General features: G+C 61.9%; 24 protein-coding genes and 1 pseudogene. 14 read left to right on the top strand and 11 right to left on the bottom strand.

Annotated elements, in window-relative coordinates; all coding sequences use genetic code 11:
• Window positions 1-161: 161 nt before the first annotated feature.
• Complete coding sequence (locus tag I5192_RS21875; protein ID WP_008335621.1) at window positions 162-500, bottom strand: DUF736 family protein; 339 nt, start codon at window positions 498-500, stop codon at window positions 162-164.
• A gap of 638 nt (window positions 501-1,138) precedes the next feature.
• Here I5192_RS21875 and I5192_RS21870 point away from each other — a divergent pair.
• A complete protein-coding gene (locus tag I5192_RS21870; RefSeq protein ID WP_223118720.1) occupies window positions 1,139-1,480 on the top strand; it encodes a type II toxin-antitoxin system RelE/ParE family toxin in 342 nt (113 codons plus the stop codon).
• The gene (locus I5192_RS21865; protein ID WP_223118678.1) at window positions 1,477-1,770 is read left to right on the top strand and encodes a DNA-binding transcriptional regulator; all 294 of its coding nucleotides are present in this window, start codon (window positions 1,477-1,479) and stop codon (window positions 1,768-1,770) included. Before I5192_RS21870 ends, I5192_RS21865 begins: the two co-directional genes overlap by 4 nt.
• An 8-nt stretch (window positions 1,771-1,778) precedes the next feature.
• Here the strand turns inward: I5192_RS21865 and I5192_RS21860 are convergent, their stop codons facing one another.
• The 9 genes from I5192_RS21860 to I5192_RS21820 all read right to left on the bottom strand — a co-directional run bounded on the left by I5192_RS21860 (window position 1,779) and on the right by I5192_RS21820 (window position 13,722).
• Window positions 1,779-2,690, bottom strand: coding sequence for a DUF2493 domain-containing protein (locus I5192_RS21860; RefSeq protein WP_223118677.1), 912 nt, complete (start codon window positions 2,688-2,690; stop codon window positions 1,779-1,781).
• A gap of 311 nt (window positions 2,691-3,001) precedes the next feature.
• Entirely contained in the window at window positions 3,002-4,048 is a 1,047-nt protein-coding gene (locus I5192_RS21855) for a toprim domain-containing protein (RefSeq protein ID WP_223118718.1), read from the bottom strand.
• Window positions 4,045-8,442: a strawberry notch-like NTP hydrolase domain-containing protein gene (locus I5192_RS21850; protein WP_223118717.1), complete on the bottom strand. Its 4,398-nt coding sequence runs from the start codon at window positions 8,440-8,442 to the stop codon at window positions 4,045-4,047. Before I5192_RS21850 ends, I5192_RS21855 begins: the two co-directional genes overlap by 4 nt.
• Window positions 8,443-8,956: 514 nt before the next feature.
• The gene (locus I5192_RS21845; protein WP_223118716.1) at window positions 8,957-9,592 is read right to left on the bottom strand and encodes a hypothetical protein; all 636 of its coding nucleotides are present in this window, start codon (window positions 9,590-9,592) and stop codon (window positions 8,957-8,959) included.
• 104 nt (window positions 9,593-9,696) lie between these two features.
• Window positions 9,697-10,173, bottom strand: coding sequence for a hypothetical protein (locus tag I5192_RS21840; RefSeq protein WP_223118715.1), 477 nt, complete (start codon window positions 10,171-10,173; stop codon window positions 9,697-9,699).
• A 1-nt stretch (window position 10,174) separates the two neighbouring features.
• Window positions 10,175-10,558, bottom strand: coding sequence for a DUF6878 family protein (locus I5192_RS21835; protein ID WP_223118714.1), 384 nt, complete (start codon window positions 10,556-10,558; stop codon window positions 10,175-10,177).
• 74 nt (window positions 10,559-10,632) lie between these two features.
• Complete coding sequence (locus I5192_RS21830; RefSeq protein ID WP_223118713.1) at window positions 10,633-10,929, bottom strand: hypothetical protein; 297 nt, start codon at window positions 10,927-10,929, stop codon at window positions 10,633-10,635.
• 116 nt (window positions 10,930-11,045) lie between these two features.
• On the bottom strand, window positions 11,046-11,426 hold the full coding sequence (locus tag I5192_RS21825; RefSeq protein WP_223118712.1) for a DUF3768 domain-containing protein: 381 nt from the start codon (window positions 11,424-11,426) through the stop codon (window positions 11,046-11,048).
• 124 nt (window positions 11,427-11,550) lie between these two features.
• Window positions 11,551-13,722: a ParB/RepB/Spo0J family partition protein gene (locus I5192_RS21820; protein WP_223118711.1), complete on the bottom strand. Its 2,172-nt coding sequence runs from the start codon at window positions 13,720-13,722 to the stop codon at window positions 11,551-11,553.
• A gap of 198 nt (window positions 13,723-13,920) precedes the next feature.
• Here I5192_RS21820 and I5192_RS21815 point away from each other — a divergent pair, with 198 nt between their 5' ends.
• The 3 genes from I5192_RS21815 to I5192_RS21805 all read left to right on the top strand — a co-directional run bounded on the left by I5192_RS21815 (window position 13,921) and on the right by I5192_RS21805 (window position 14,981).
• Window positions 13,921-14,196, top strand: coding sequence for a type II toxin-antitoxin system ParD family antitoxin (locus tag I5192_RS21815; RefSeq protein WP_223118719.1), 276 nt, complete (start codon window positions 13,921-13,923; stop codon window positions 14,194-14,196).
• 169 nt (window positions 14,197-14,365) lie between these two features.
• On the top strand, window positions 14,366-14,641 hold the full coding sequence (locus I5192_RS21810; protein ID WP_068241050.1) for a type II toxin-antitoxin system ParD family antitoxin: 276 nt from the start codon (window positions 14,366-14,368) through the stop codon (window positions 14,639-14,641).
• Window positions 14,628-14,981, top strand: a complete 354-nt coding sequence (locus I5192_RS21805; RefSeq protein WP_223118710.1) for a type II toxin-antitoxin system RelE/ParE family toxin — start codon at window positions 14,628-14,630, stop codon at window positions 14,979-14,981. Before I5192_RS21810 ends, I5192_RS21805 begins: the two co-directional genes overlap by 14 nt.
• A 10-nt stretch (window positions 14,982-14,991) precedes the next feature.
• Here the strand turns inward: I5192_RS21805 and I5192_RS21800 are convergent, their stop codons facing one another.
• Entirely contained in the window at window positions 14,992-16,107 is a 1,116-nt protein-coding gene (locus I5192_RS21800) for a tyrosine-type recombinase/integrase (RefSeq protein ID WP_223118709.1), read from the bottom strand.
• 118 nt (window positions 16,108-16,225) lie between these two features.
• On the opposite strand from I5192_RS21800, the gene I5192_RS21795 reads away from it, so the two are divergent.
• The 9 genes and pseudogenes from I5192_RS21795 to istA all read left to right on the top strand — a co-directional run.
• A complete protein-coding gene (locus tag I5192_RS21795) occupies window positions 16,226-17,872 on the top strand; it encodes a Mu transposase C-terminal domain-containing protein (RefSeq protein ID WP_223118708.1) in 1,647 nt (548 codons plus the stop codon).
• Entirely contained in the window at window positions 17,865-18,743 is an 879-nt protein-coding gene (locus I5192_RS21790; RefSeq protein ID WP_223118707.1) for a TniB family NTP-binding protein, read from the top strand. Before I5192_RS21795 ends, I5192_RS21790 begins: the two co-directional genes overlap by 8 nt.
• The gene (locus I5192_RS21785; RefSeq protein ID WP_223118706.1) at window positions 18,740-19,057 is read left to right on the top strand and encodes a TniQ family protein; all 318 of its coding nucleotides are present in this window, start codon (window positions 18,740-18,742) and stop codon (window positions 19,055-19,057) included. The genes I5192_RS21790 and I5192_RS21785 overlap by 4 nt, the downstream gene beginning before the upstream one ends.
• 149 nt (window positions 19,058-19,206) lie before the next feature.
• Window positions 19,207-20,835 (top strand): Mu transposase C-terminal domain-containing protein, encoded by a 1,629-nt coding sequence (locus I5192_RS21780; RefSeq protein ID WP_223118705.1) that lies wholly within the window; start codon window positions 19,207-19,209, stop codon window positions 20,833-20,835.
• The gene (locus I5192_RS21775) at window positions 20,813-21,670 is read left to right on the top strand and encodes a TniB family NTP-binding protein (protein ID WP_255612270.1); all 858 of its coding nucleotides are present in this window, start codon (window positions 20,813-20,815) and stop codon (window positions 21,668-21,670) included. The genes I5192_RS21780 and I5192_RS21775 overlap by 23 nt, the downstream gene beginning before the upstream one ends.
• On the top strand, window positions 21,667-22,599 hold the full coding sequence (locus I5192_RS21770) for a TniQ family protein (protein WP_223118703.1): 933 nt from the start codon (window positions 21,667-21,669) through the stop codon (window positions 22,597-22,599). Before I5192_RS21775 ends, I5192_RS21770 begins: the two co-directional genes overlap by 4 nt.
• A gap of 89 nt (window positions 22,600-22,688) precedes the next feature.
• Window positions 22,689-23,240: a TniB family NTP-binding protein gene (locus I5192_RS21765; protein ID WP_255612269.1), complete on the top strand. Its 552-nt coding sequence runs from the start codon at window positions 22,689-22,691 to the stop codon at window positions 23,238-23,240.
• Window positions 23,237-24,028: a TniQ family protein gene (locus tag I5192_RS21760; protein WP_040181362.1), complete on the top strand. Its 792-nt coding sequence runs from the start codon at window positions 23,237-23,239 to the stop codon at window positions 24,026-24,028. Before I5192_RS21765 ends, I5192_RS21760 begins: the two co-directional genes overlap by 4 nt.
• A 50-nt stretch (window positions 24,029-24,078) precedes the next feature.
• Window positions 24,079-25,563: pseudogene (istA, locus tag I5192_RS21755) on the top strand (IS21 family transposase); the annotation flags it as partial.
• Window positions 25,564-25,598 lie beyond the last annotated feature (35 nt).

Below are 25,598 nucleotides of genomic sequence, written 5' to 3'. Positions count from 1 at the left end.
AGATAGTGAAGCAGTATGTGTCAGCATGATCTTAGATCCGATCTGCAATCATTTACTTCGGCCAAGCGTATCGACCAGGGTACTCTAACACAAAGGCAAGTCGTACCAGTGGGAAGATAAACAGCGGGAATCGGCTGGGTAGCCCCAGCCGATTCTATGCTTCACGCAGCGTCTTTGGGGCCCCAGGGGATGACGGCCTGCAGGGACAGATCGTCCTGGTTGGCGGCCTTGCCGAGGTTCGCGTTGAAGCCGTGATCGCGGATGGTCAGCGTGTAGTAGTCAGCGCCCGTCTCCTTGTTCTGCTTCTTCCAGATGCCGCCGCATTCGACCAGCTTGCCACGCGGGGAGCGGCCAAGGACACGGTGCGTGGGGGCCATCGGGTTCGCGCTCGCGACGGGTTCAACCGTGATGTCGAGGTCGAAGGTCAGGGTCGAGATAGAGCCGACGCCCTTGGCGGTTTCGATGTCGGCGCTGGTGAATTTGATGCAGTTCGTGGTCATTGCTCTTCTCCTTGTTTGCGTTGCAATGATGGTCACCTTGCAGCTGGCCAAGGCCCGGGCACACCGAAGGCGAAGCGCAGCGGAGAGGGGCAGGCGCCGGTCTTTTTGGCTCGCGAGGAATGACCCGCAGGGTCAGGGGAAAAAAATCGGCGACAACCTTTGTGGACGGGACGACAGCTGCGACCAGCATGTCATGCAACTCAGACATCGGGAGAAGTGCGGTGGCCGCGAAGGAAATTGGGGGAACTGCAAACAGAGAGGCTGCGGGGGGCGCAATCCACTCCTAAACTCGCCTGAAATATAACATAGGCCAGACTTCAAAGTCGCGCGCTTGGGATGACCTGCCGCAATCAATGTCTTCGCTACAGCGTGCACGATGCTGACGAGCACTCGACGCGCTCGAGGCTAAGAACGAAGGGCAGCCTCGTTACGTGACACCGCCACCCTCCAATAGTCTGAAACGACAAACCGGCCGGTCGGATCGGTCATTCTATGCGACGGTACACACGGCCAGGGTAGCCCCACCCAGCCGACCAAGCATACCGGTAGGCCCCGGCATCCGTCGACGACTTGTCCTTCCAGTGCGCATGCTATACGTCATTGACACATATGCCGCCGAAATCTATATGGAACTTAACATGACGCGATTACAGACCGTGGTCGAACTGCCTGAATTCCAGAGGCGCGCCAAGGCAATCATGTCGGACCAAGAACGCGAGGCGGCGATCAACTTCATTGCCGCCAATCCGGAAGCCGGCATCTCTCTTGGTGGCGGTTTACGCAAAGTCCGCATCCCGAGAGAGGGGAGCGGCAAGAGTGGCGGCTTCAGGACGGTGTATGTCTTTGGCGGGATCCATATGCCGATCTTTCTGATCACGGTCTTCGCCAAGAATGAGAAAGCCAACCTGTCGAAGACCGAACAGGCTGCGGCGGTAGAGATGAGCAAGGCGCTTGTCGCGAAGTATGGAGACGCAACATGAGTGCATTCGAATCCATCTCCAAGGGACTGGAAGAGGCTCTGGCCTTCGCAGATGGCGATTTGGCAGGTGCGAAAGTGCATGAAGTTTCCGTGGTGGAGGTCAATGTCGCCGAAGTTCGGCAACGAACTGGCCTGTCCCAGGCAGAGTTCGCCAAGAGCATTGGCGTCGCGAAAGGTACGCTTCTAAACTGGGAACACGGGCGGCGGCAGCCGACAGGCCCGGCACAGGTCCTGTTGGCACTGATCGCCAAGAAGCCCTCTGTGGTGCAGGATCTTCTGCGCGGCGCATAAACCGGGGCCTAAGCCCCGATCCTCTTGATGCGGATGCCGAGCTTGCGGGCCTTGTCGACGATGTTCTCCGTGATACCCGAGCCGGGGGTGGCAATCAGACCCTGCGGCATGGTCTCGAGCATCTTGTCGTTGCGCTTGAAGGGGGCGGCCTTGCCGTGGCACTTCCAGTCGGGTTTGAAGACCACCTGGGTGACACCGCGCGTATCTGCCCAGCGGGCCGCGATCATCTCGGCGCCTTTGGGCGTGCCGCCGTGCAAGAGCACCATGTCGGGGTATTTCGCAAGGGTGGCGTCGAGGACGGACCAGATCAGATCGTAGGCCTGATAGTCCCCGCCAGAGAAGGCGATCCGCGTCCCTTCGGGGCAGTGCACTTCGGTCTCCTTGCGGCGCTTGGCCGAGAGCCAGGCCCGGCTGTCCACCACGGCGGAGGTGAGACCGCGATGCGAAACCTTGGATCCAGTGCGGGGGAGCCAGGGCGAACCCGTGGCGGCCGCAAAGTGATCCACGGCCAGATCGCGCATCTGCTCGAAAGCGTCGCGATGGTCCCAGAGCTTCAGACCGATCATCTGGAGGCGTTCGAGCTCGACCGAGGAGACTTCGGAGCCGTCCTGTTCGCCTAAGCTTTCCCGGACCTCGAACTCATTGTCGTCCAGAAGCTTCTGGATATGGGTCAGCCGGCGATGGAAGATCGAGGTCAGGGACCAGAGCATTTCCTCGAGATTGTCTTCCAACTGGCTGCCGGTGAGAAGGCCGATGGTGGTATCAAAGAGTGTCGCCATGGCGAGTTCGACCTCATCTGGCTGAGGCAGAGCGCGATGATCGGTCTCGCCGGGCCCGGGCATTGCGCCGTGAAGTGCGAGGTGGTCGAGGATGGCGGAGGTCACGCCGGTCTCCTCTTGGATGTCTGTCTGATGGGGCATTTTTTGGTTCCTCTGATTGATCTGACCCGATTTGGATGGGGCGATATCAGGACCGGCGGCGACCGGGCCGCATCCGCAAGGATCGAAGCGCAGCGGAGAATGTGACCCGGGCCGGAAAATTGTTCCCGCGAGGAATGGGCCGACGCGGCCACGCGGCGGGACAGGGGAATTTTCTGGTGCGGGGCGCATTGCTGCCCGGGCGAGGGGCGCTCTGCCCCGACCCGCCGGTCCATCGCTCCCCTTATCCAAACGGGATCAGATCGAACACGCGGCACCTTCGCCCTGTCGGACATCAATGGGGAGGCTGGCGCTTACCCGTCCTCGATCTTCAGACCTTGCGCCTTCATGGCCCCCAATAGGGACCGGCGCAGCGCATTCTTGCCAAATGCCCGCAGATCGTCGTTGAAATCGCCCATGTTCGACACGAGATCACCACAGGCAATCCCAAGCGATCCCAGTTGGTTACGCAATCTAAGTGATGCGGCACTTCCAGTTTCGTCATTATCCTGTGCGATCCAGATGCGCTCGATGCCCGGCGGCGGGATGAAGAGGCCGAGATGGGTGGCGGTGAGACAGGCGGCGAGGTCGAACTCCGGCAGAGCCGTGCCGACCGAGAGGGTGTTCTCGAGACCTTCACCGACGATGAGATCAGAGCGCGCCTGGCCGGACCAGAAGCGGATGGCATGGCCATGGAGCTGCCCGAGGATCCGTTTCGGGCTCTCGATCTCGGCCAAGCCGTCGGTGGACGGATTGAGATACAGCCTCGCGCATCCAGTGATCTGGCCCCGATTGTCGGTGATCTTCGCCAGCAAGGCAGGGGCCCTTAGCGGCGGATCGGCGTCGTCCTCGCCCTGACGCAGGAAGACCCGCGGGTGATAGCGCAGAGCCGGGCCAAGCCGTGTAATCCCACGACCTTGCAGATAGGTGCAGCCCATTGTGCCAAGCACCGGCTTGCCGGCGGAAAAGAGTTTGCGCGCCCGCGCGATGCGTTTGCTGGAGGCTGCATCCGGGCGCTCAGCCCTTTGGGTATCACGAGGTACGGCAGGGCAGGGGGCCTCGCCGAGAAAGGACCGGGCCTCCCTCAGCGTCTCCTTGAGCGTGACCGACCCAAGCCGTTCCTGCAGCAGGTCGATCAGATCGCCATATTCACCCGTCGCGAAATCCTGCCAGGACCCGGCTTTACGCCCGTTCTGCGCTTGCAGCCGGATGGCGAGGCTCTGGCCCTTGGCGCCCGAGGTGTCGCCAACCTGCCAATAATTGCCCTGCTTGCGTCCCTCGGGAAAATACTGGTGGCAGAAACTCTCGGCACGGTCCGCAAGATCGGCCGAGAGGTCTGCGATGCTGCGCTGCGCACTCATGCGGCGACATCCGCGGCGCTTGAGCCAACTGGATGCTCGGCAAGCACCCGCGCCAGCACGTCAGTGCCGTCCACGGGGATAAACACCCGCGTCTTCCACTGGATCACCTCGGTGAAGCAGCCCATGGCCTTCAACCCCGGCAGGGCCGCACCTGAGGCACCGATCAGCTCACACCTCGGCTGCCCCATGACGAGCGACCGGCGCAGCTGGTAACCGCCGAGGAGGTTCAGCGTCGTCCTGGCTTCCATAACCGCGACGAAGACTTCCTGCGGCGTCATCTCGATCTGACAATCGAGACCCAGCCGCGCATAGACATTGAGAAGCTGTTCCTGGCTGACGAGACGCCCAATGGCGCGTTCCCCATCCTCGGTCTGCAAGCGGTAGATGCGCATGTTGTCAGCGGGGAGCCGGTCCCAGATCGGCAGGAGGAGGCCGCAGATCAGTGTGATCTTCGAGGTGGTGAACTCCGGCACCGCCTCGACCTCGGCCTGCCAAAGATGCTCGAACATCGCATCATCGACCTCTTCCCAGTGCGAAGTCGAAAATTCGCTGAGCGCGAGGATCTCGGTCGCCATGGGCCGCAGCAGTTTCACCCGCAGGATCGGAACACCATCCTCGTCCATGAAAGCCGGCGCTTTGACCATCAACGCCGCGCGCTTGGAGGACTTGTTCCGGCAGAGCGTCGCGCCGTCCGTGTTTGCGCAGATCGATTTGACGCGGGGCAGGGTCAGCGGATCGTTGCGATCGGTACGCTCCACGGTCAGGGCGGTCGCCGTCGCCCCCGTCGCCTCATGCGCGAAGATCACCTTGCGGTCCACGATCTCGAACTTCTCGGCTTTGAGCGTCTCGAGGCCGACATCCAGCGTGCCTGCCTGGCGCGCATCCTCGATGATGGCCGAGAGGAACCCGCCAAAGGCCTCGAAAATCGCGTCCTGCATCTCGATCCTGAGCGCCAGACAGCGGTTCAGGAACTGCTGGATCGGCGGCAGGGTCTCCTTCATCGTACCATCCGCCTCATCGAGCGTCAGCCCGGTCATCTCCTGGAATTTCGTGTAGGAGCAGGCCTCGATCTTGCCCGCGCGCAGCTTGTAGAAGAACTGCCGCAGCGCAGCGCGCGCATAGGGGCTCTCGAGGTTGTCCTCGGCGCGAAACATGTTCTGACCCCCGGTCTCTCGTTGCCCCTTGGTGATGGCCCCGAGCGTGTCGAGACGCCGCGCGATGGTAGAGAGAAAGCGCTTTTCACCTTTCACATTGGTCGCGACGGGGCGAAAGAGCGGCGGCTGCGCCTGATTGGTCCTGTTCGTGCGCCCCAACCCCTGGATCGCGTTGTCGGCCTTCCAGCCCGGTTCCAGCAGGTAATGTACCCGCAGACGCTGGTTCTTCGCCCCAAGATCGGCGTGATAGCTGCGCCCCGTGCCACCGGCGTCGGAGAAGATCAAAATCTTCTTCTTATCATCCATGTAGGCCTGGGTCTCACTGAGGTTCGAAGACGCCGGGCGGTTTTCGACCTTGAGCCGACCTTCCCGCGTCTTCACGATGCGCCGCTTGCGTCCGGTGACCTCGGCCACCGCGTCCCCGCCGAAATGCCAGAGGATCTGATCGAGCGCGCCCTGCACCGGGGCCAGGGCTCCAAGATGTTCGACCAGATCGTCCCGCCGCCGCTCCGCCTCACGGCAGATGATCGGGTTGCCATCGCCATCAAGGGCAGGGCGCGACCGCAGATCGCCATTCTCGTCGGTGTAAGGCTCGAAAAGCTGCGTCGGGAAGCTGTGCATCAAATACTCCATGACCGCCTCGCGCGGGGTGAAATCGACCTGCAGATCGTCCCACTCCGAGGGCGGGATCTCTTCGAGGCGGCGTTCCATCACCGCCTCGCTGGTCGAAACCACCTGAATGACCGCCGAATGCCCCGCCGCCAGGTCCGCTTCGATCGCGCGGATCAGCGAGGGGCATTTCATGGCAGTGATGAGATGGTTGAAGAAGCGCTGCTTGTTGCTCTCGAAGGCCGAACGCGCGGCGGATTTCGCCTGGGGGTTCAGCGTGCCATTCTCTGACGTGATACCAGCGGCCTGTAAGGCGGCCTCGAGATGGGTATGGATGATCTGGTAGACGTCTGCAAAACTGTCATAGATCGCGATCTGGGCGGGCGTCAGCTCATGGACCAGCATCTCGTATTCGACCCCGGCATAGGAAAGCGAGCGTGCCAAATAGAGCCCGAGCGCCTTCAGGTCGCGCGAGATCATCTCCATGGCGGCAATGCCCCCGGCCTCCATCGCGGCGACGAACTCGGGCCTTGTCACGAAGGGAAAATCTCCCGTGCCCCAGAGCCCGAGGCGGGAGGCATAGGCGAGATTGCCGACGACCGTCGCCCCGGTCGCCGAGACATAGAGGACGCGTGCATCGGACAAGGCGTTCTGAAGCGCGAGACCTGCGAGACCTTGCTGCGAGGCCTTCTTGTCGCCGCGGTCGGACTTTTCGCCGACGGCATTCGCCATGGCGTGGCTTTCGTCGAAGGCGAGCACCCCGTCGAAGCCTTCGCCGAGCCAGGTCGTCACCTGGTCGAGGCGGGAGGCTTTTCCCTCGCGCTCGGCTGAGCGCAGCGTGGCATAGGTGACGAAGAGGATGCCCTCGAGCAGGCGGATTTCGCTCCCCTGGCGGAACTTCGACAGCGGCACGATATCGCTTTCGCGGCCCCCGAGCGCCATCCAGTCGCGGCGCGCATCTTCGATCAGCTTGTCGCTCTTTGAGACCCAGACCGCGCGGCGTCGCCCCTGCAGCCAATTGTCGAGGATGATGCCTGCGACCTGCCGCCCCTTGCCGCAGCCCGTGCCATCCCCCAGAAACCAGCCCTTGCGCAGGCGAAAGGCGCCTTCATCGCCCTCGGCTGCCGCCATCAGCTGGCCTTCGATCTCGCCGCGCTTGAACCAGCCCTTGAGATGCGTCTCGTGGGCATTGCCCGCGTAGATCACGCTTTCGAGCTGCGGCGCGGAAAGGAGACCGTCGGCGACGAGGGTCTTTGGCAAGAGGGGACGATAGGTCGGGACGGGCGGCGGGACCGAAGCCATGGCGGCGGACTGCACGAGCGCAGTCGGATGCTTCGCCGCGCCGTCGATCCGGATCGCCTGCAAGGCGTAAGCCTCGTAGACCGTGTCCTGCAGCGCGCCGTCAGGTTCGCTCCAGGCTTTCGGCAGGTAATCGAGCGGTGCCGTCTCGATGTCGTCGAACGGGTGCTTGGCGCGCTCCACGGCGAGGGCACGGGTTTCCTGACGGGCGGCATGGCGCAAAGCGTGCAGGTTGGTGCGGGTCTGGCGGTTCGGCACAGGCAATGCCGCGCTGGTAGGGTAAGGCGGAGGGCTGCGGCGTTCCGGGCAATGATCGAGCACTGCGGAAAGAAGATCACCCGTGGTCGCGCAGAGCGGATGGTAGACGGCCTCGCTCTCGACCGGTGCGATTTCTCCAGCGCCCGCCACATGCTTGTCGATCACCGTCAACCGCGTGTCGATCGTGGTGCCATGCCGCGCGAAGACCTTGCCGTCGATCGCGGCGGAAAACACCACGTCAGCGCTCTGGCCAATCCGCTGAAACGTCGACTGCAAGCTCTTGGTTGAGGGCCGAAAGCTCTCTCCGGTGATGACCACGAGCCGCCCACCCGGCGCAAGGCGGGCGAGAGCGGACAGAACATGCTGACTGGTCGCCTGCCGGAACTTACCCTCGACAAGGTTCGCAGCCGAAAACGGCGGGTTCATCACGATGACCGAGGGCGTGACTGCGCGGTCAAGGCGGTCATCAATCGAGGCGGCATCATGATCCGAGACGATGGCATCCGGAAACAACTGTCCCAGCAAGGCGCGGCGGGTCTCGGCAAGCTCGTTGAGCGCCAGACGTGCACCCGCAATCCGGGCGAAAATCGCCAGCATGCCAGCGCCGGCCGAGGGTTCGAGCACCAGGTCGCCCCCGCGAAACCCCGCCGCCTGCGCGACGATGGCGGCAAGAGGCAAAGGCGTGGAGAATTGTTGCAGGCGGATGCTGTCCTCAGAACGCCGCGTGTGAGACGGAGCCAGAGTGGCAAGACGTTCGATCATGGTGAGGAAGGCGTTCGGCGAGGCCGCCTGGCGCTGCATCAGCGCGCCGTAGCGGGCAAGCATCAGGATCTGCGCGATCTCGGCCGCCTCATAGGCGTCTTTCCAGACCCAGGCGCCGCTCGTGTCGCTGGCGCCGAAAGCCTCCTCCATCGCGGCGCGGAGGGTGGCGGCGCCAATCGCTTCGCCCGCCTCGAACTGGGGGACGAGAGAAGTCGCAGCCTGCATCAAGTGTTGAGAAAAACCTGCAGCCTCGGGCAGGGCAGGGGCCTCGGCAAGGGTCGCAAGCGGGACGGAATGGGGGTGAGCGTTCATCGGCAATCTCCGGAGTTGGGGGTTGGCCCCAAGCCCGCGCGCACTCTCTCACCCGGGAGGGGTCACCCCTCCCGCCCTGTCTCTCGCTCTTTCATGGCATTGCTGATCTCCGCCCCGGCAGCGGAAAGCTATCCCCAGAATCTGGGGATGGGTCTGTGGGCATTGGTGCGGAAGCCCTTGTCCGCTTGCAGCATTACAAGCGCGCCCAAGTTTTTTGGCGGTTTTCGCCTTGTGCATCCGAAACGGTAGATCTCTTCGACCGAGGGGCGACCGACAAACCGTGGATAGCCTTCAGGAAATGCTTTGAACAAGAAAATGGCGGCATCCGGGAGGAGGTGGATGCCGCCGATTATTCCGGATCGGTTCAGGGAGGAGGAGAGAACCGATCGCAACTTCAAGATGGGGCGAAGCTACAGTCGCACAATAGGCAGGCCATGATTTTTCTGCATTGCAGCAATGCGAGGCCGATTGGGGTTCCCGCAAAGAAGGGAGCTTGTGCCACCTGTGCCGGTCCCTAAGGGTGAGCCTGTGCTTGAGCGGCAGCGGACTGGGGTGTTTGACCAGGCGACGGTGCTGGCACTGCGTGACGCGCCTCGGGCAAACAGCCCGTCTCGTAGTCGCCGACGAACCCCCAGCAGGCGTCGATCTCCTCGCCGTCCTGCTCGATGACATAGCCATAGACCCGGCCGCCGAGATAGGCGTCGTAGCTGACGATTTCACCGCGCAGGATGTCTTCAGCTTTCTCGCGCAGCGCCTTGGTGACGCGCTTCACATCGAACTCCTCCCGAACCGCCTCGAGCAACACATAGACGTAACCGACCTGTCCGGAATCCCACGGGCAATGAAATCCGATGGTGTTCATCGCGAGACCGGAATGGTCATAGAGAAACACGGGCAAGATGATTGCCTTGCGTTCGGCGCGCTCGCGCAGTTGGTCAATCGTGAGATCACACTGAAACGGGACACCGGCGAGGTCGCGCAAGAACGCTTCGGGCCTGTCGAACTGATGGCCGTCGCCAAGCCGATAGCGTCGATGCCAGCAGATCAGCCTGCCGAGGTTGGACCACTCCCGTGGGCTTTCGGGATCGAGGTCGTGGTAGATTTTGATGGTGTGGCCCTGGTAGGCCTCCTCATAGACGGGGTCATGCATGTCGATGTCCTTTCTTGGAACGAAAACGACCCGCCAGGCCGATTGGGCGCAGGCGAGTCGATCTGGTTGGGATGAGTTGGTTGGCGAGGTCGCCGCCCGGCGGATCAGGCGGCGGCGCGGTTTTGGCGGTGCTGAACGTGTTCGATCGAAACCCTCAGCAGCCAGTCCTCGAAGCCTAGAATGGTCTGGTGATTTGCCACTGCGAGGGTCCAGGCCGCACGCGGATCGCCGACAATCTGCGTCGGATCGTTGTCGATCCGACCATTGGCCATCCACGGTTCAGGCTGGATGCGCCCGAGCCAATCCGCCAGCGACGGGATGCGCCCCTGGCAATCTTCGCGCACATGCTGCTCGCCGATCCAGCGGATGGGAACAACCCGGCCCGCGCTGTTGATCAGGCTGCGACCGAACTGTCGTTCGGCTTCAAATACCCCTAAACAGTGGTGACGATGTGCTCTGTGAACAAAGAGACCTAGGTGCTCTTTGGATGAATCGAACCAGTCATGCACGAATTGATAGTCATCTGGCACACCGCCAAATTTTCGGGCCGAGCTTTCGGCGTGGTGGAGGGGATGTGCCATGTCAGAGCCCCTCATGTTCGGTGGTGTTGGTCTCGATGTACCGGTTCGAATGACTGACATCGATCTTGTCAGTCTCGACCACCCAGGTCAGTTCGCCATAGCCGCCCTCATTGTTCTCGAACCCGGGGCTGAGCGCATAGGCGAAGTCCCAGCCGAAATCTTCGACCCGGCGGCGCAACTCTTCTGAGAGAGCGATCGTGTCTGGCGTCACGACGACATCTTCGACATTGCCGGAATCGCCGTAGCCTTCGTATTGCACCTCGATCTTCGTCACGCCGAGGGCACGCAGTTCGGTCAGAAGGGCGGCACGGGTCACAACCCTCTGCTCGGCGGCGCATTGCTGGGCTTCCAGCATCTGCGCGTAAAAATCATACACTTGTGTCATGTCTTCGATCCTTTGGAATTGAGGGGAGGGCGACCTTTGCATCAGGTCGCCCAGGAGGTTTCCTGCGGGGGGCTTCAGGCCGCGGCGTCGCCGCGTTTCTCAGCCGTCTGGTCAACCAGGTTGAAATAGAGGTTCTCGGTCGCGCGCTTGAACCCCGGCGGTTTGCGCGGGGCGAGGCAGCGCACCGAAGCGCTGCAGCTCTCACCGTGTTCCATCGCGAACTGCGTCACCTTGTCGATCAGGTCGACCATGCCCGCAGCCTGGATGCGTTTTTCGGGGTAGCTTGCCATCATCTGGAACTGGGTGACAACGAAGGCGCCGTCACGATGCGCGGGATAGAGGGTGATCTGGTAGTCGAGTGTCTTGGCCATCTCTGGTCTCCTGCGGCGGGCGGAGCGCGGTCGTCGCGCCCCTTGAAACCCGTCAGCAGGAAAGGACCGCCCTTTGTGCAAGGGCGGTCCAAGGGTTCATCAGGAATGGGGCCGGGTCAGTATTCCGACGGCAGAAGCAGGGTCAGGACGCGGCGCGTTTGCGCGAGATCGGATGGCTCGGGGGAGCCATATTGATAGTCGACGTCGTACAAATCGATCTTGAACCAGACCGTGGTCCCGTCGAGGTCGCTGACACCCATCTCGTGCCAGCCATGAGGATCGCTGTCAGCGTTGAACGCGTCAAACGAAGCCACGCTGCGGGTGAGAGCAAGCTGGGCATCGGGCCCAAGCGCTGCAACGCCACGGGTCATCACGAACTGGCCCTGCGGGGCATCGGTGACGGGGATATTGCCAAGGATAGAGCGGCGAAAGGCGTCATTCTGCGAAGCGACGAGTGCGGCTTCCTGAACGGGATCGAGGTCGAGTGTGGTGGTCACGAGATATCTCCGGGACGGGCCCGCCGATCCAATATCGGCTGTGGGCAACCCGTCAGCCGGAAAGGACCGCCCTCGATGTGAGGACGGCCCATGGGTCAGTCACGATTCAGATCGCCCCATAGCTTCAGGCGGCATCACCGCTGAGAAAGGCGGGCAATGCTTCCGGTTCGTCGTCCATATCGGACATGGCATCCTCACCGGGCTCGGTTCTGGCCCGTTCGGCTTCGCCTGCATCGCTTTTGAGATCGACGTCAGCATCGGACGAACCAGCAAACACCATCCCTTCGGGCAACCAGCGGGTCGTCTTGGCCACCACTGCGGCGGCAAAGCCTTCAGTCTCGTCTGCCGTTTCTGCAAAGGCCCGCTCCATCGCTGCTGCGATGTCACCTTTGCGCTCGCGGTTGCGATCTTCGGCGTAATCGTCGCCGATCAACTTGCGTGCCGTGGTCACTGCATGCCCTTTGTTGACCCGGCCCCAGTAGTTCTGGGCAGTCGGGCGCCAGCAGGCGGCCACATCGACGTCAAGCCGCGCACCAATTTCCTCGATGATCGGGGAAGGACGATTGTCGGAGGAAAGCTGGGGTTTGACCGCGAGACCCGTCGCCCAGGAGAAAAGCGCCTGCTTGTCCGCAATGGGCAGTGCCGACATCGCGCGGAAGTCTTGAGGTTTCTCGAGCTTCATCCAGTCGGTTGCAAGGTCCTGTTCCAGCGCCTCGAGCATCTTCTGGGCGACAGTGTCAGCATGCAGCACCTCGCGATTTTGCGCCTGGAAGGGCCGGATCGAGATGTCGAGTGCCTCGTTGTTGTAGGACCGGCCCAGAGCTTGCTCGCAAAGCGCATAGAGCATCGCATCGAACGCCACTTCGAAATCCGCCGCCAGATGCGCCCGCAGGATGTGCTGACGGGTGGCGCGCAGATCGTCGGCCAGGCTTGCCGAAATCCCATCCGCCTTGCGCAACGTCGCCGCCGGATCGGAGGCTGGCACCGGCGTCGAGGAGGTTGGCGGCGTCACCTGTGGCCGGGCAGGGGAGCGGGCTCCTCCCGCATCTGCGGTGCTCTCGTCGGGTTCGGACGCCGCAGGAATATCCTCGGGACGCACCAGACCTTTCTCGACGCGCAGCGCCCCATCATGTCCGATGGTCAGAACCACACCGGCGATGGCGCGATCTGCGTCGGCATAGGGCTGCCGCTCACGCTGCAGGGCCTCGATCTCGCGAAGCCGTGGCTCGATAGCGTAGTATTCTTCGGTCTCCGCGTCGGTCCAATCCTCACCGTCGTTCTGCGCCGCCAATTCTTCTTCGCGGGTGATGAGACGTTCCTCCTCGGCGAGCAGGTCCGGATCAGGTTCGATATCCTGCGGATAGACCCGCCCGAAACTGCGAAACGCGCCGTAATCCACCGAGAGGTGAACCTCGACCCATTTCCAAGCCGCCTCGAAGGGTTTGGCCGCAGCCTGCAGTTTCTCAATGGCGAGACGCTCCAAGAGGTCGGGGTTTTCCATATGGGCGCTTGCCCGGTCGTCGAAAAGATCCCGCAGCAGAATCCCGCCCGCCGCCTCATAGGCCTCAATGCCGACAAAGCGCCCGAGAGCCGAGTTCGCCGAATGGGCGGTCTCGGTCAGATGGCGTTTGATGCTTTGCGGATGGATGTGATAGCCGCCCTTCACCGCGTTCCAGACTGCCAGTTGGCGATCATGGTCGTCTGTCAACGTGAACGCCATCACGCATTCGAGGGTCAGATCGCCCGCGCGGAACTGCTCGATGATCTCGGGCGCGACACGGGCGAGTTTGAGACGGCGGCGCACGAGGTCGACGGAGACACCGAACTTCAACGCGATCTCGTCCTCGCTGCGACCCTCGCCGATCAACTTGCCGAAGGCTTCGAACTGATCGGCGGGGTGCATCGCCGCGCGCTGGAGGTTTTCCGTAGCGGAGGTGAGGATAGCGCGGCGCTCATCTTCGACGAGGCAGGGCACAGGGTGATTTGCCGGAATGACACCTTCCTGTGAAAGCTGCTTCAGCGCCTTGAGGCGACGACCGCCCGCATCGACGGCAAAACGTGTCTCAGACAGCGCATGAACCACCAGGTTCTGTTTGATACCTGTCTCACGGATGCTGGCGAGGAGTTCGGCATCGTCACTGGCGCCCGCGGCTACTTTTCGTACGTTGAGCGGGCTTGGCTCCAGCTGGTCGAGCGGGATCAGGCGGATGTCGGCAGCGCCGTCAGGCGTTACCGTTCCGGTCGCTTCGATCTTCTTCACGGTGGCGGGTTTCGGGCGGGTTGAGGTCTTGGCCATGGTCAGGGTCCTTGTCACGCCGGACCCGGATGAGACTCTCTCCATCCTTTCAAGCCCGGCATCCGGGCTTCCCTTTCTCTGGCTCTTTGCAATTGAGGAACACGTCATCAATCGACCGTTTGGCGACCGCGATGTGAGCGTCCAAAATATGACCGAAACATGGTATTGGCATATATTGCCGACGAGGAGATTTGTGCCATGGTGACACGCAATGTCGTTCTGACCGAAACCCAGGACCAGCTGGTGCAGGCTTTGGTGGCGTCCGGACGTTACCGGGACGTCAGCGAGGCGATGCGCGCAGGGCTTCGTCTGCTGGAGCAGAAAGAAGCTCAGCTCGCCGGTATCCGACAGGGCTTGTTCGAGGGATTGGCGCAGGCAAAGGCGGGTGAGTTCGCCGAAGGTAGCGGTGATGACGCGATCCGGCAGGCCTTTCGACAAGCGCGCGCATCTTCATGTGCCGATCCCTTCGGCTGACCCGGCGCGCGGAGGCCACCCTGGTCGAGATTGCCCAGGTGGACGATAGCAAAATTCGGTCTCAAGCAGGCAGACGTCTATGAAGCAGGGCCGTTCAAACGCCATCGGGCGATCCTGAACTTGAAGTCGGTGCTACTAGGTGCTACCTTTCAAAGGAAGGAGCCTTGGCATGACCGTAAAATCTTCGATTTCCTTGACAGACCCGCAAGCGCGCTTTGCCCGCGCCCTGGTAGAATCGGGGCAGTACTCCAGCCTCAGTTCCGTGCTCCAGCAGGGTCTGGAACTTCTACGTCAGAAGAATGAGGCTGAAGAATTAGAAGTGGCTGCACTGCGCCAACTCGTTGATCGACGTATGTCCGGGCCGATGATCTCTGCCGGTGAAATGGATGCCCGCGTAGAACGCATGATTGCCCGCAAGCAGAAGTCGGGCAATGTGGGAACTTGAGTTTTCCGCGGAAGCAGAATGGGACTTTGAACTGATCTTCGACCATCTCGCGCGGTCATATGTCGACCTCGGCGATGACCCGGATGCCGCACTCAATCGAGCGGCCGATCGGATCAGGGGTATCCGGTCTTCAATCGATACATTGGCGAAATCGCCTTTCATCGGAACGCTGCGGCCTGACATCAGGGCGAATCTTCGTTTCGTTCGGCTGGAGAAGACGGTGATCTGGTTTCTGCCCGACGAAGATCGAGCTTGCGTTGTCGTGATCGCGCTCTTCTTCGGAGCGCAGGATCATATTCGTCACATGTTGGCGCGCCTACTTTCGGGTCCGACAGAGTAGGGCAGGGGGGCTACAGCCCTGCCGCCTTTGTCAAATTCACCCGGAACCTATCGCGGCGACGTTGATAGCGGCGGGTCATTTCTGCTGAGGCGTGGCCGAGTTGTTTCTGAACGTAGCGCTCATCGACCTCGGCGGAACTGGCCAGACCGGCCCGTAGGCTGTGCCCGGAAAACAGTGCCAGCCGTTCGTTCTCGGGCAGGTCTGACCGGATACCGGCGTCGAGCACGGTGCGCTTGATCAGGCGTGCAACGTGTTTGTCGTTCAGCCGGGTATTCATTGCCTTCATGCCGTCCCGCGAGGTGCCTACAAAGATGGGGCCGAAGTCGATCTTCGCGAAGTGCAAAAACTGCTCAAGCGCATGCACGGGACAGGTTTGATCCTTGGACCCGCGGCCGATCTCGACCTCACGCCAGCCAGTCTTGGCATTGAGGGTGAGCAGGGCGCCCTTGTCGAAGATATCGATCCAACCGCCGGAATCCGGTGTGTCGTCTTTGTGCACGTCGAGGCTGACGATTTCCGACCGACGTAGCCCACCCGCGTAGCCGAGGAGCAAGATGGCCCGATCCCGCAGCCCGCGCAGGTCGAAAGGAAGGGTGGCGACCATCGCGAGGATATCCTCGGCCAGGATCGCTGCCTTTTGTACCGGTGGACGGGCGTGTTTGCGTTTGATCCCTGCCAGCACGGTGGCGATGTGACGGTTCTTGCGGTCGAGGGTGAAGCCGCGTTGTGCGTAGTTCCAGCCGAGGCCCGACAGGCGGCGGTCGATTGTACTGACCGATAGGGCAGGGGAGGCGCCTGATCCGGACGCCAGATCGGCCAGGTAGAGCCCAATCATCTCGGGTGATGGCGGCAGCGGCTCCGCACCCTTCAACCGGCACCAGCGTGCGAAGTGCGCCCAGTCCTTGGCATAGGCTTTCAGCGTGTTTTCAGAAGCTGCGGCGCGGGCATAGTCGCGCGCGGTGTCCACCAGCCGGTTGAGCGCACCTGAACCCGCCACAAATGAAGGAAGGCTCAAGGCCTCGCTACTGAGATGATCTCTCTCGTTATCCTCGTTGACCGAAGACCCGTTTGGCGCGGATGAGCTCGATTTTGTCGGTCTGTCGGAGTTCTTGAGACTGGGTTCCATGTGTTTTCAATAGCTTGCCTGTGTCGCATTTCTGAAACCGATTCAAGGTATGTGAGACTGGACGCCGATTTGAATCACCATTGGTGAGACTATCCGGCATCCATGCACTGAGTAAGTTATGTCCGATAATTTTCCAGCTGACAAGGATTGGGAAGAGGCGGAGTTTCGCGCCCGGGTCCTGGCGGAACTGCCTGCGCAGCTCACTCAGGGCAATGTCGACTGGGCGATGCGCCAGTTGAATGTCAGCCGATCCACGCTCTTTCGTCTGATGAAGCAGTTCCGTGAGGATGGGCGGACCAGTGCACTGCTACGGGATACCCGGGGTCCCAAACCTGGCATGCAGCCGCTGGACCCGGCGGTGGAAGAGATCGTGTCCCGCCACTTCAAGGGGCTTTATGCCACCCGCCGCAAACCTACCAGAACGCGGTTCTGGCGGGAGGTCGCCGCCGATTGTCGGGCTCAAGGGCTGGCACCGCCCTCGATCCGTCGTCTGGGGCGCTGGCTGGAGCAACATGACCAGGCTAAGCTGATGGCCCGGCGAGAGGGCAAGGACAAGGCCGAGCGGCGCTATCTGGCCACGCCTGGGATGCTGGTCGCCAACGATCCGCTGGATATCGTCCAGATCGACCACACCAAGGCTGACGTGACAGTGGTAGATCCAGTGACACGACGGCCGCTCGGTCGACCTACGCTGACGGTCGCGATCGACGTGAATACCCGCATGGTTCTGGGGTTTTACCTGTCGCTGGAGCCGCCATCGCTACTGGCCGTCGCACTGTGTCTGACCCATGCGGTTATGGACAAATCGCATTGGCTCACCGCGCGTGGAATCAGCACGGATTGGCCAACGCGGGGCATCCCGAACGCGATTTATGTTGACAATGGCGCCGAGTTCCATGCCCGGGCTTTTCAGCATGCCTGTTCCGAATACCAGATCGATCTCCAGCACCGTCCGCCGGGAACGCCGCGCTACGGTGGGCATATCGAGCGGCTGATCGGCACCATGATGGGTACGGTGCACCTGCTGCCGGGGTCGCATTTCTCGAACATCTTCGAGCGCGGCGATCTCGATGCCGAGGCCGAGGCGGTCATGACGCTCGATGAGTTGGAGACCTGGTTGGCACTCGAAATCACCGGCTCGTACCACGTGCGGGTCCACTCTGCGCTGGAAACCACACCTGCGGCGGCTTGGGCGGCGCGGGTGGATGAGGCGAGGGTCCGCATGCCGGCCGATCTGCGCCAGTTCCTGGTCGATTTCCTGCCCTCCGAGCAGCGCGTTTTGCAGCGCGACGGCCTGCATCTCTTCCACATCCGCTATTGGGCGGACGAGTTGCGCTGGCTGATGGGCCGGGAAAGCCGCAAATTCAAGCTTAAATACGATCCGCGTGATCTTTCGCGCATCTTCGTGCTGACAGAGAACGGGATCATCGAAGCGAGACCGGCGGATCTGACACGGCCTGCGATCACGCTCTGGGAGCACCGCGCCGCCCGGCGCGTCTTGCGCGAGAGTGGACGCCGGTCGGTGGATGAGGAACTGATTTTCAGAACGATCGAGCTGCAGCGCGACCTCGTCGACACCGCGGTACGGCAGACCAAGGCCACGCGGCGTCATCAGGCGCGGCGGGCGCATCTGGCACCCCGGCCCATGATCGACGTGACACCGGATGACGCCTCGCGAGATGCCTTGCCCGCGCCGGAAGGGGAGGGGAGCCCGTTCCTCAGCCATCCCGGCTTCAAGGTCGAGGAATGGTACGACGATGACTGAGTTCCCGCATCTCTATCCGGGAGCCGGCAAGATCGCCGCGCTCAGCGCCGAGGAGCGCATTCACCGGATTCGCGCCGACCGCTGGATCTCCTATCCCAGGGCCGAGGCCGCCTTGGAGAAGCTGGAAACGCTGATGTCCTTTCCCGAGCGCGCACGCATGCCGAACCTGCTCATTGTCGGTGACAGCGGCATGGGCAAGACGATGATCACCGAGAAGTTCACCCGCGATCACGCGTCGAGCTTCGACGAGGCCAGCGGACGGCTGCATATGCCAGTCGTCGCGGTGCAAATGGTCTCGGGGCCGGACGAGAGCCGCTTCTACCGCCGGATCCTGGCGTCGATCGGAGCCCCCGAGCCGCCGCGGGCGACACTGTCTGTACTTGAAAGTCTGGCCTTGCGCCTGCTCACCGAATTGCGCCCGGGGATGCTGGTCATCGACGAGATCCACAGCCTGCAGGCGGGCACGATCCGTGAGCAGGCGCGATTCCTGAACATGCTGCGCTTTCTTGGCAACGAGCTGCGCATCCCGCTGGTCTGTGTTGGTACAGCGCAGGCCCGCAACGCGTTGCGCACCGATGATCAGCTGGTGCGCCGCTTCGAGGCCTTCGCATTGCCGCCCTGGCGGGAGGGCGAGGATCTGAACGGGCTGATGAGCACTCTCACGCGCACACTGCCGCTTCGGCGCCAAAGCGAGATCGACGGACACGCACTCACGCGGATGATCAAGGTGACCGGCGGCATCACCTCGGGCATCTTCTCGATCATGTCGCAGCTGGCGATCGCCGCCATCGAAAGCGGCGAGGAACACATCCTCTCGCGCGATATTCTGGGCGGCGACCGGTTGCAGGCGGTCCTGGGAGAGCCGGTGTGACGGCGCGCGGGCGTCTGCCGGTTGTCTACCTCCCCGAGGTCGACGAACGGCTGTCTTCCTGGGCCGCGCGCATGGCCTCGTTCTACGCCATGACGGTTTCGGAATTCGTCGCAGCACTTGGCCTGCAGGGGCACGACGTGTACGATCTGGAATGGCGTTTTTCGGAAGGGCAGGGGGCTCTGATCACGGCTCGGACCGGCCTTTCGCCCGAAGCGGTGCAGGCCATGACCTTTCGGAAGTTGGGGGCTGAGGCGCGCATGATGATCGCGCGGAAGAACCGGTTTCCGTGCCCGCTGTCACTGTTCCCTAATTAATCAGAATCGTGCCTGAAATTGCCCAGTGAAATCAATGGCGGTTTGTACCCTTAATTTTCATATTGTACCATTAATTAGCATACTGTACCTTTAATTGCCGTACAGTCTGAGCTGTGGATAAGTGTCGGCCTCTTGGGGAGGGGATTTGCGTGGTAAACGAGCGTCTTGCGAAACACCGTGCGGCGGTTCTTCGGCCGATCCTGGAGCTTGAGAAGAGAGGTGAGCCGATCAGCGCGGCTATCGGAGATGCCGCTTGGGAACTGGGCTTGGCGAAAAGCCACACATGGTCGCTCTACCGACGTCTGAGAGAGAACGATGCACGTGCCACGGCGTTGGAGTTGGACCGTCGCGGGCCGAAACCGGGATCGAAACGGATTGCTGAAGACGTCGAAATCATCATCGATGAGAGCCTGCGGAGATACTATCTGGTCCGCGAGCGCTCGAGCTTTCTTCGCATCTGGCGCGAGATCCGTGCCGAGTGCGAGGCGAAGGGGTTTCAGCCCCCGACCCGAAGAACGGTCAAGGCACGTCTAGACGCTATGGATCAGCGAGAGGTCTTCCGGAAACGGCGCGGGGCAGAGGAGGCTGACAAGGTCTTTGCGGCGCGTCCTGGCCGACTTGAAGTTTCAGCCCCGCTGGAAGTCGTTCAGATCGATCATACAACTTCGGACATCACGTTGGTCGATCACGTCAATCGACGGCCGCTTGCGCGCCCCTATCTGACGGTGGCCATCGACGTCGCGAGCCGGATCGTTCTCGGGGTCCATGTCACTTTCGATGAGCCATCTGTCTTGTCGATCGCCCTGTGTCTCGATCACTGTGTGCGCCGGAAATCGGTGCACGTCCCTGGAACACTGGAAGAGGTGATTTGGCCGACGGCCGGCATTCCTAAGGCGATCCACGTCGACAATGCGCAGGAGTTCCACAGCGAGGCCTTCAGAATGGCCTGCGAAGATTGGGGCATTACTGTCGAGTATCGTCCGCTTGGCGGCAAACACTATGGCGGTCATGTCGAACGGCTGATCGGAACGACCATGGGTGCCGTTCATGTGCTGCCCGGGACTACGCATTCCTCAATCGTCGAGAAGGGCGACTATGACAGTGAAAAACATGCGGCCCTGACACTGACCGAGTTTGAGGATTGGCTTCATCTGGAAATCTGCCGATACCACAATACGGTTCACGAAGCTCTCGGACGAACGCCGCTTGCGGCATGGGCGGACATGGGCGGGGATACTGCGGGACGGCAGGTCGTTGACATAGAAGCCTTTCGGACAAGCTTCCTGCCATTCGAGTGGCGCCAGCTCGGACGCACCGGGATCACGCTTTTCGGGGTCAATTACTGGAGTGATGCCTTCGCGTCGTTGGTCGGACGCGGGCAGGGTAAAGTACAGGTGAAATACGATCCGCGAGACTTGTCGCAGGTCTGGGTCATCACCGATGATGGCCGCGTGATCTCGGCCCGGTACCGGGATCTCAGCCACCCGCGTATATCGCTTTGGGAAAGTCGGCGGGCGCGGAAAGAATGGCATGATAAACATGGTGGCCGGATCAACGAGCGGGTCCTATTCCAATTGATTGACGCGCAGCGGCGGCTGGCTGAGGCGGCGCGCCAAAAGACGCGGACTGCCCGGTTGGAAAACGAAAGAGGTGCTCGGCTTCCCCGGCACCAACCGCGCCGCGATCCATCGCGCGAAATGTTCGCGATTGATACAGGCAACCCTGATCTGCCAACCTATGAGATTGATGAGTTTAATGACCCCAGAAGAAAGAATTGACCGTATCCGCGGCGATCATTGGATCGCGTTCGACCGTGCCACGATTGTTCTCAACCGATTGACCTCCCTTATGGAAATGCCGCAACAGAGCCGGATGCCTGGCCTGATGGTCTATGGTAGCTCCGGCATCGGTAAGACGATGATCGCCAAACGCATGGCCAGCAAGTATCCGACGCAGTACAATGCCGAACTGGGCGTCACGAAGACACCCATCCTGCTGGTTCAGGCGCCGCCCGCGCCGGATGAGCGCCGGTTCTATCAACACATCCTGTCGACGATCGGGGCGCCGATTTGGGGGCGTCACACGGTGTCCGAGCTTGAGGTGCGCGCGCTAAGCCATCTTCGGGACATGGACCTGAAAATGCTGATGATCGACGAAGTGCATAACCTGCTTGCCGGCAGTTACCGGGAGCAACGACGGTTCCTGAACATGCTGCGGTTTCTGTCCAACGATCTCTGCGCGTCGCTTGTCGTTTTCGGTGTCAACGAGGCCCTCGAGGCCGTCCGCGGTGACGACCAACTGGCCCGTCGGCTGGACGAACACTACCTGCCGCTCTGGGAGGACGACGTGGAGTTCTCCCGTCTGATCCAGACGTTGATTGCCGCAATGGCACTCGAGCAGCGGTCTGGCCTGACGGTTGGGTCGCTTCGAACGATCCTGAAAGTGACGGGCGGCGTCGCCTCGCGCGTGTTCATCATGATCAAGTCTTTGGCCATAGAAGCGATCGAGACAGGTGAGGAGCGGATCACCGACGAGGCGGTTCAGTCCTGGCAGCCGGTCTGGACAAAGCATGCCTGGAACATCCCTCGCCAACCCGCCGCAGCATTCCGGTGACCGTCAGATCGCTACCGTTTCGACCGCCGCCTGTACGCGATGAGCTTCTGTCCAGCTGGATCGGGCGATTGGCGAAGGCCAATCACTGCTCCGCTGAAGAACTTTGCGGCTATCTTGGTTTGGGGCAGGGCAGGGTGCCGGAGCGTATCAACGATCTCGGACAGGTAGACTGGGCCCGCCTCTGCTCGGCAGTTCAACTGACCCAGCATGAGATTGCGGCCATGACCCTTCCGGATGCGACGCATCACGGCGTACAATACGTGTCGCGGCATGACTTCCAGTATTGTCCGAGGTGTGTTGAGAAAATACCCGATCTGGTGCTTCGCCATTGGCGCTTGGCGTGGTCGATTACCTGCGAAACTTGCGGTCTGGCTCTGGCAACCAATTATCCAGCCAAATATGTGTCAGGCAGACTTCGTGGTCGCGCTTTACGCGGCGTTGAAGCTCTAAAGACGGCTGTCGCCACGAACAATCTCGCGCGGTTGCGCCGGGTGGATTTGACCATGCATCTCATGGCAGTTCTGGAGATCGCGAACCTGAGGGCGCTCACTTCGGGGAACGAGCGCGAAAGGTTAATGGCGCTTGCCGCGGTCGGTGTTAGCGTGACCCGTCCCGTTTTGGGTGCTGCCATCATTCTACGTGGAAACGAACGGATGGTCTTTGAGTTGCGCCGCGCCTTTCCTCAACATCGTCGGGTGATTGAGCAGGCCCGTGGGTTGTCGCAGGACCTCGGCCAGCGGTTATCTGGGCGGTGGAAAACAGAGTATCCGACCAGGAAGACGCATGGAACGAGCCGCCCAGGTGCATCCGTGAGCGCTCTGAAGGCAGCTCGTCAGGCCATATCCGAGCTTGGTGCCGGCGCAAACGGTGGAGCGCTTCTGACCCGCGCCGATGCAATCTGGAAAAGCTCAGGTGATGTCAAATCCTGAGGCGTGGAGCCTGTGGAAATATTGCAATTAAGGGTACAAAAATGCCCCAAAATGCGCTGAATCCGCAGAATCTGATTAAATAGGGTACAGTGACACTGAGCCTGCGTGCGCAAAGTGTGGCGTCGCTCGAGGTCCGCGTTGTCGGGTTGCTTCGTGATCTTGGTTTGCGGATGATCATGATCGACGAGGTCCACAACCTGCTTGCCGGAACCCACCGCGAGCAGCGCCGCTTCCTCAATGTCCTGCGCTATCTCAGCAACGAGTTGGAGGCGTCGCTGGTCTGCTTCGGGGTCAGCGAGGCGGTCGATGCGATCCGTGGCGACGTCCAGCTTGCGCGGCGGCTGGACGAGCATCACCTTGCGAACTGGCGCGATGATGCCGAGTTCTCCGACATGATCCAGACCCTCATCGCCGCGATGCCGCTGGCGAAGAAATCCAACCTGCAGGTCAAATCGCTCCGGCAAATCCTGGCGTTGACGGGCGGGGTGACCTCGCGCATCTTCGCCCTGGTCAAGGACCTGGCCATCGATGCCATTCTCTCCGGTGAGGAGCGCATCACCGACGAGGCGGTCGCGAACTGGACACCGCTCTGGTCGCGCCACGCTCCGTCCCAGCGGCGCCTTGAAAAGTCGGGGGCGTGAGGCTGCGCCCTCTGCCCATAACCCTCGCACCTTACCCGGACGAGTTGCTCTCCGGCTGGCTGGCGCGGCTGGCGGCGGCCAATCATTGCGCGTTCACCGAACTGCTGGCGCATATCGGCATAGACGGCCGATATGCCGACATCCTCGACTTCGAACTCGAGACCGGCGCCGCGGACAGCATCGCGTCGGTCGCGCGCATGCCGACCGCGCTGGTGAAATCGCTGACCTTTCCGGCATTGTCCCCGATCGAAGCTGCGCTGACGGCACGAACCTCGTTCCAGTCGTGCCCCAACTGTTCCCGAAGCGGCCGCGCCCTGAAACATTGGCGGCAGGCCTGGGCGTTCGACTGCAAGAGTTGCGGGTCAAGACTTCGTCCCATCCTCACCAAATCCGATGATCCGCCTGTACCCGAAAAGCTGCTGCGCCGCGCCCGTGGCGGGGCAGGGCTGCTCGAGCAAGCCATCAAAGCCGACCGCTCCATGCACCTTCGTCGGGCCATGCGGGCGGTTACCTTCGCGATGGCGCTCCGCGCTGTCCGCGGCGATCCAGTGCACGCGCTTCAGAGTCCGAGACCAGAAGTGAGGCTGTTCAGCCTCGCCGCCATCGCGGTTGCCCAGTCACGTCCACTGCTCAAAGCAGCAATGTTCAGCACCGGCATCGACGACTTCGCGTATGCCGCCCTGCTTCGAACCTACGAAAAGGAGCCTCGACTCCTCGCCACGATTGGTCGGATCGCTGGCCGACATCGGAAAAGTGGATTCCCGTTGGCAATCGAATCTCATGATTAGAGGCAAGAAATACCGCTAAGCGCGCCGTGTCTCACCTATAAGGGCAACGCGACAAGGGGCTTTCCGTGCGCGAGATCGCCCTGCGTCTGAAGCTCAGCAAGACAACCGTGTCGACCTACCTGCTCCGGGCGCGGGAGGCCGGGCTGAACTGTTGGCCGCTGCCCGCCGATCGGGACGACGACACCACCCTGAAGCAGGCGCTGTTTCAACGCGTCGGGCGTCCGCCGAGAGACCTCACGGAGCCTGACTGGCCCAGGGTTTCCGCCGAGATGAAGCGCAAGGGCGTGACGCTGGTGCTGCTGTGGGAAGAATACCGTGCCGCCCATCCGGACGGCTATGGGTACACCTGGTTCTGTCAAAGTTACCGGGCGTTCGAAAGCCGCCTCAGCCCGCGCTATCGCAACCGGCACGAGGCCGGAGCGACGATGCAGACGGATTACGCCGGGCAGACGGTTCCGATCGTCGATCCGGCCACGGGCGCCGAGTACCGTGCGCAAATCTTCGTCGCGGTGCTTGGCGCGTCGAACTACACCTTCGCTTGGGCGAGCCTCAGCCAGAAGCTGCCCGACTGGATCGAGGCGCAGGCGCGCGCGCTGAAGTTTTTCCACGGGGTCCCCAAGGCAATTGTCTGCGACAATCTCCGGGCGGCCGTAGCCAAGCCGCTCTGGTTCGAGCCGTCGCTCACCCGAACCTTTTCCGACATGGCCACGCATTACGACACCACGGTGCTGCCCACCCGCCCGGCCAAGCCCCGCGACAAGGGCAAAGTGGAAGGGGCCGTGCTGATCGTGGAGCGCTGGATCCTGGCCCGTCTGCGCAACCGGCAGTTCTTTTCCATCGAGGCGCTGAACGTCGCCATCGCGGAGCTGGTCGATGATCTGAACGCCCGGACCATGCGGCGTGTCGGACGATCCCGCCGGGAGTTGTTCGAGGAGATCGAGCGCCCCGCGCTGCAGCCCTTGCCCGACGCCCCTTTCGAATACGCCGAATGGAAGCGCGCTAAGGTGCATCCCGACTATCACATCGAGGTGCTGCACAGCTTCTATTCCGTGCCGCACCGGTTGATCGGCCGGCAGGTCGATGTCCGGCTCACCCACCGCACCCTCGAGATTTTCTATAATCATGAAAGGGTTGCGGTCCACCATCGCCGGGGGCCGCGCGGCGGTCACACGACGATCAGGGAACACATGCCCAAGGCGCATCAGCGGTACGGCGGCATGACACCGGAAAGCCTGATCGAACGCGCCGCCAGAACCGGCTATCACACCGCCGCCCTCGTGGAGCGGCTGATGCGCGACCGGCCCCATCCCGAACAGGGCTACCGCTCCGCCCTCGGCGTCCTGAACCTCCGGCGGCAATTCACCCCGGACAGGCTGGAAGCCGCCTGCGAACGCGCGCTGACCACCGGCACCATCAGCTACGGATCGGTGCGCTCCATTCTTATCACCGGCCTCGACCGGGCCCCGGGTCCGCCGGAGCCCGTCACCGCCCCGCCGCGCCACGACAATATCCGTGGCCCCGGATACTACCAATAACCCCGGAAAGGAGAGAGACACGTGCTCACACATCC

It is taken from the genome of Ruegeria sp. SCSIO 43209, from assembly GCF_019904295.1.
GTDB lineage: Bacteria > Pseudomonadota > Alphaproteobacteria > Rhodobacterales > Rhodobacteraceae > Ruegeria.
Note: the sequence above shows the minus strand (reverse complement) of the source record. Positions and strands in the feature narration are given on the sequence as shown.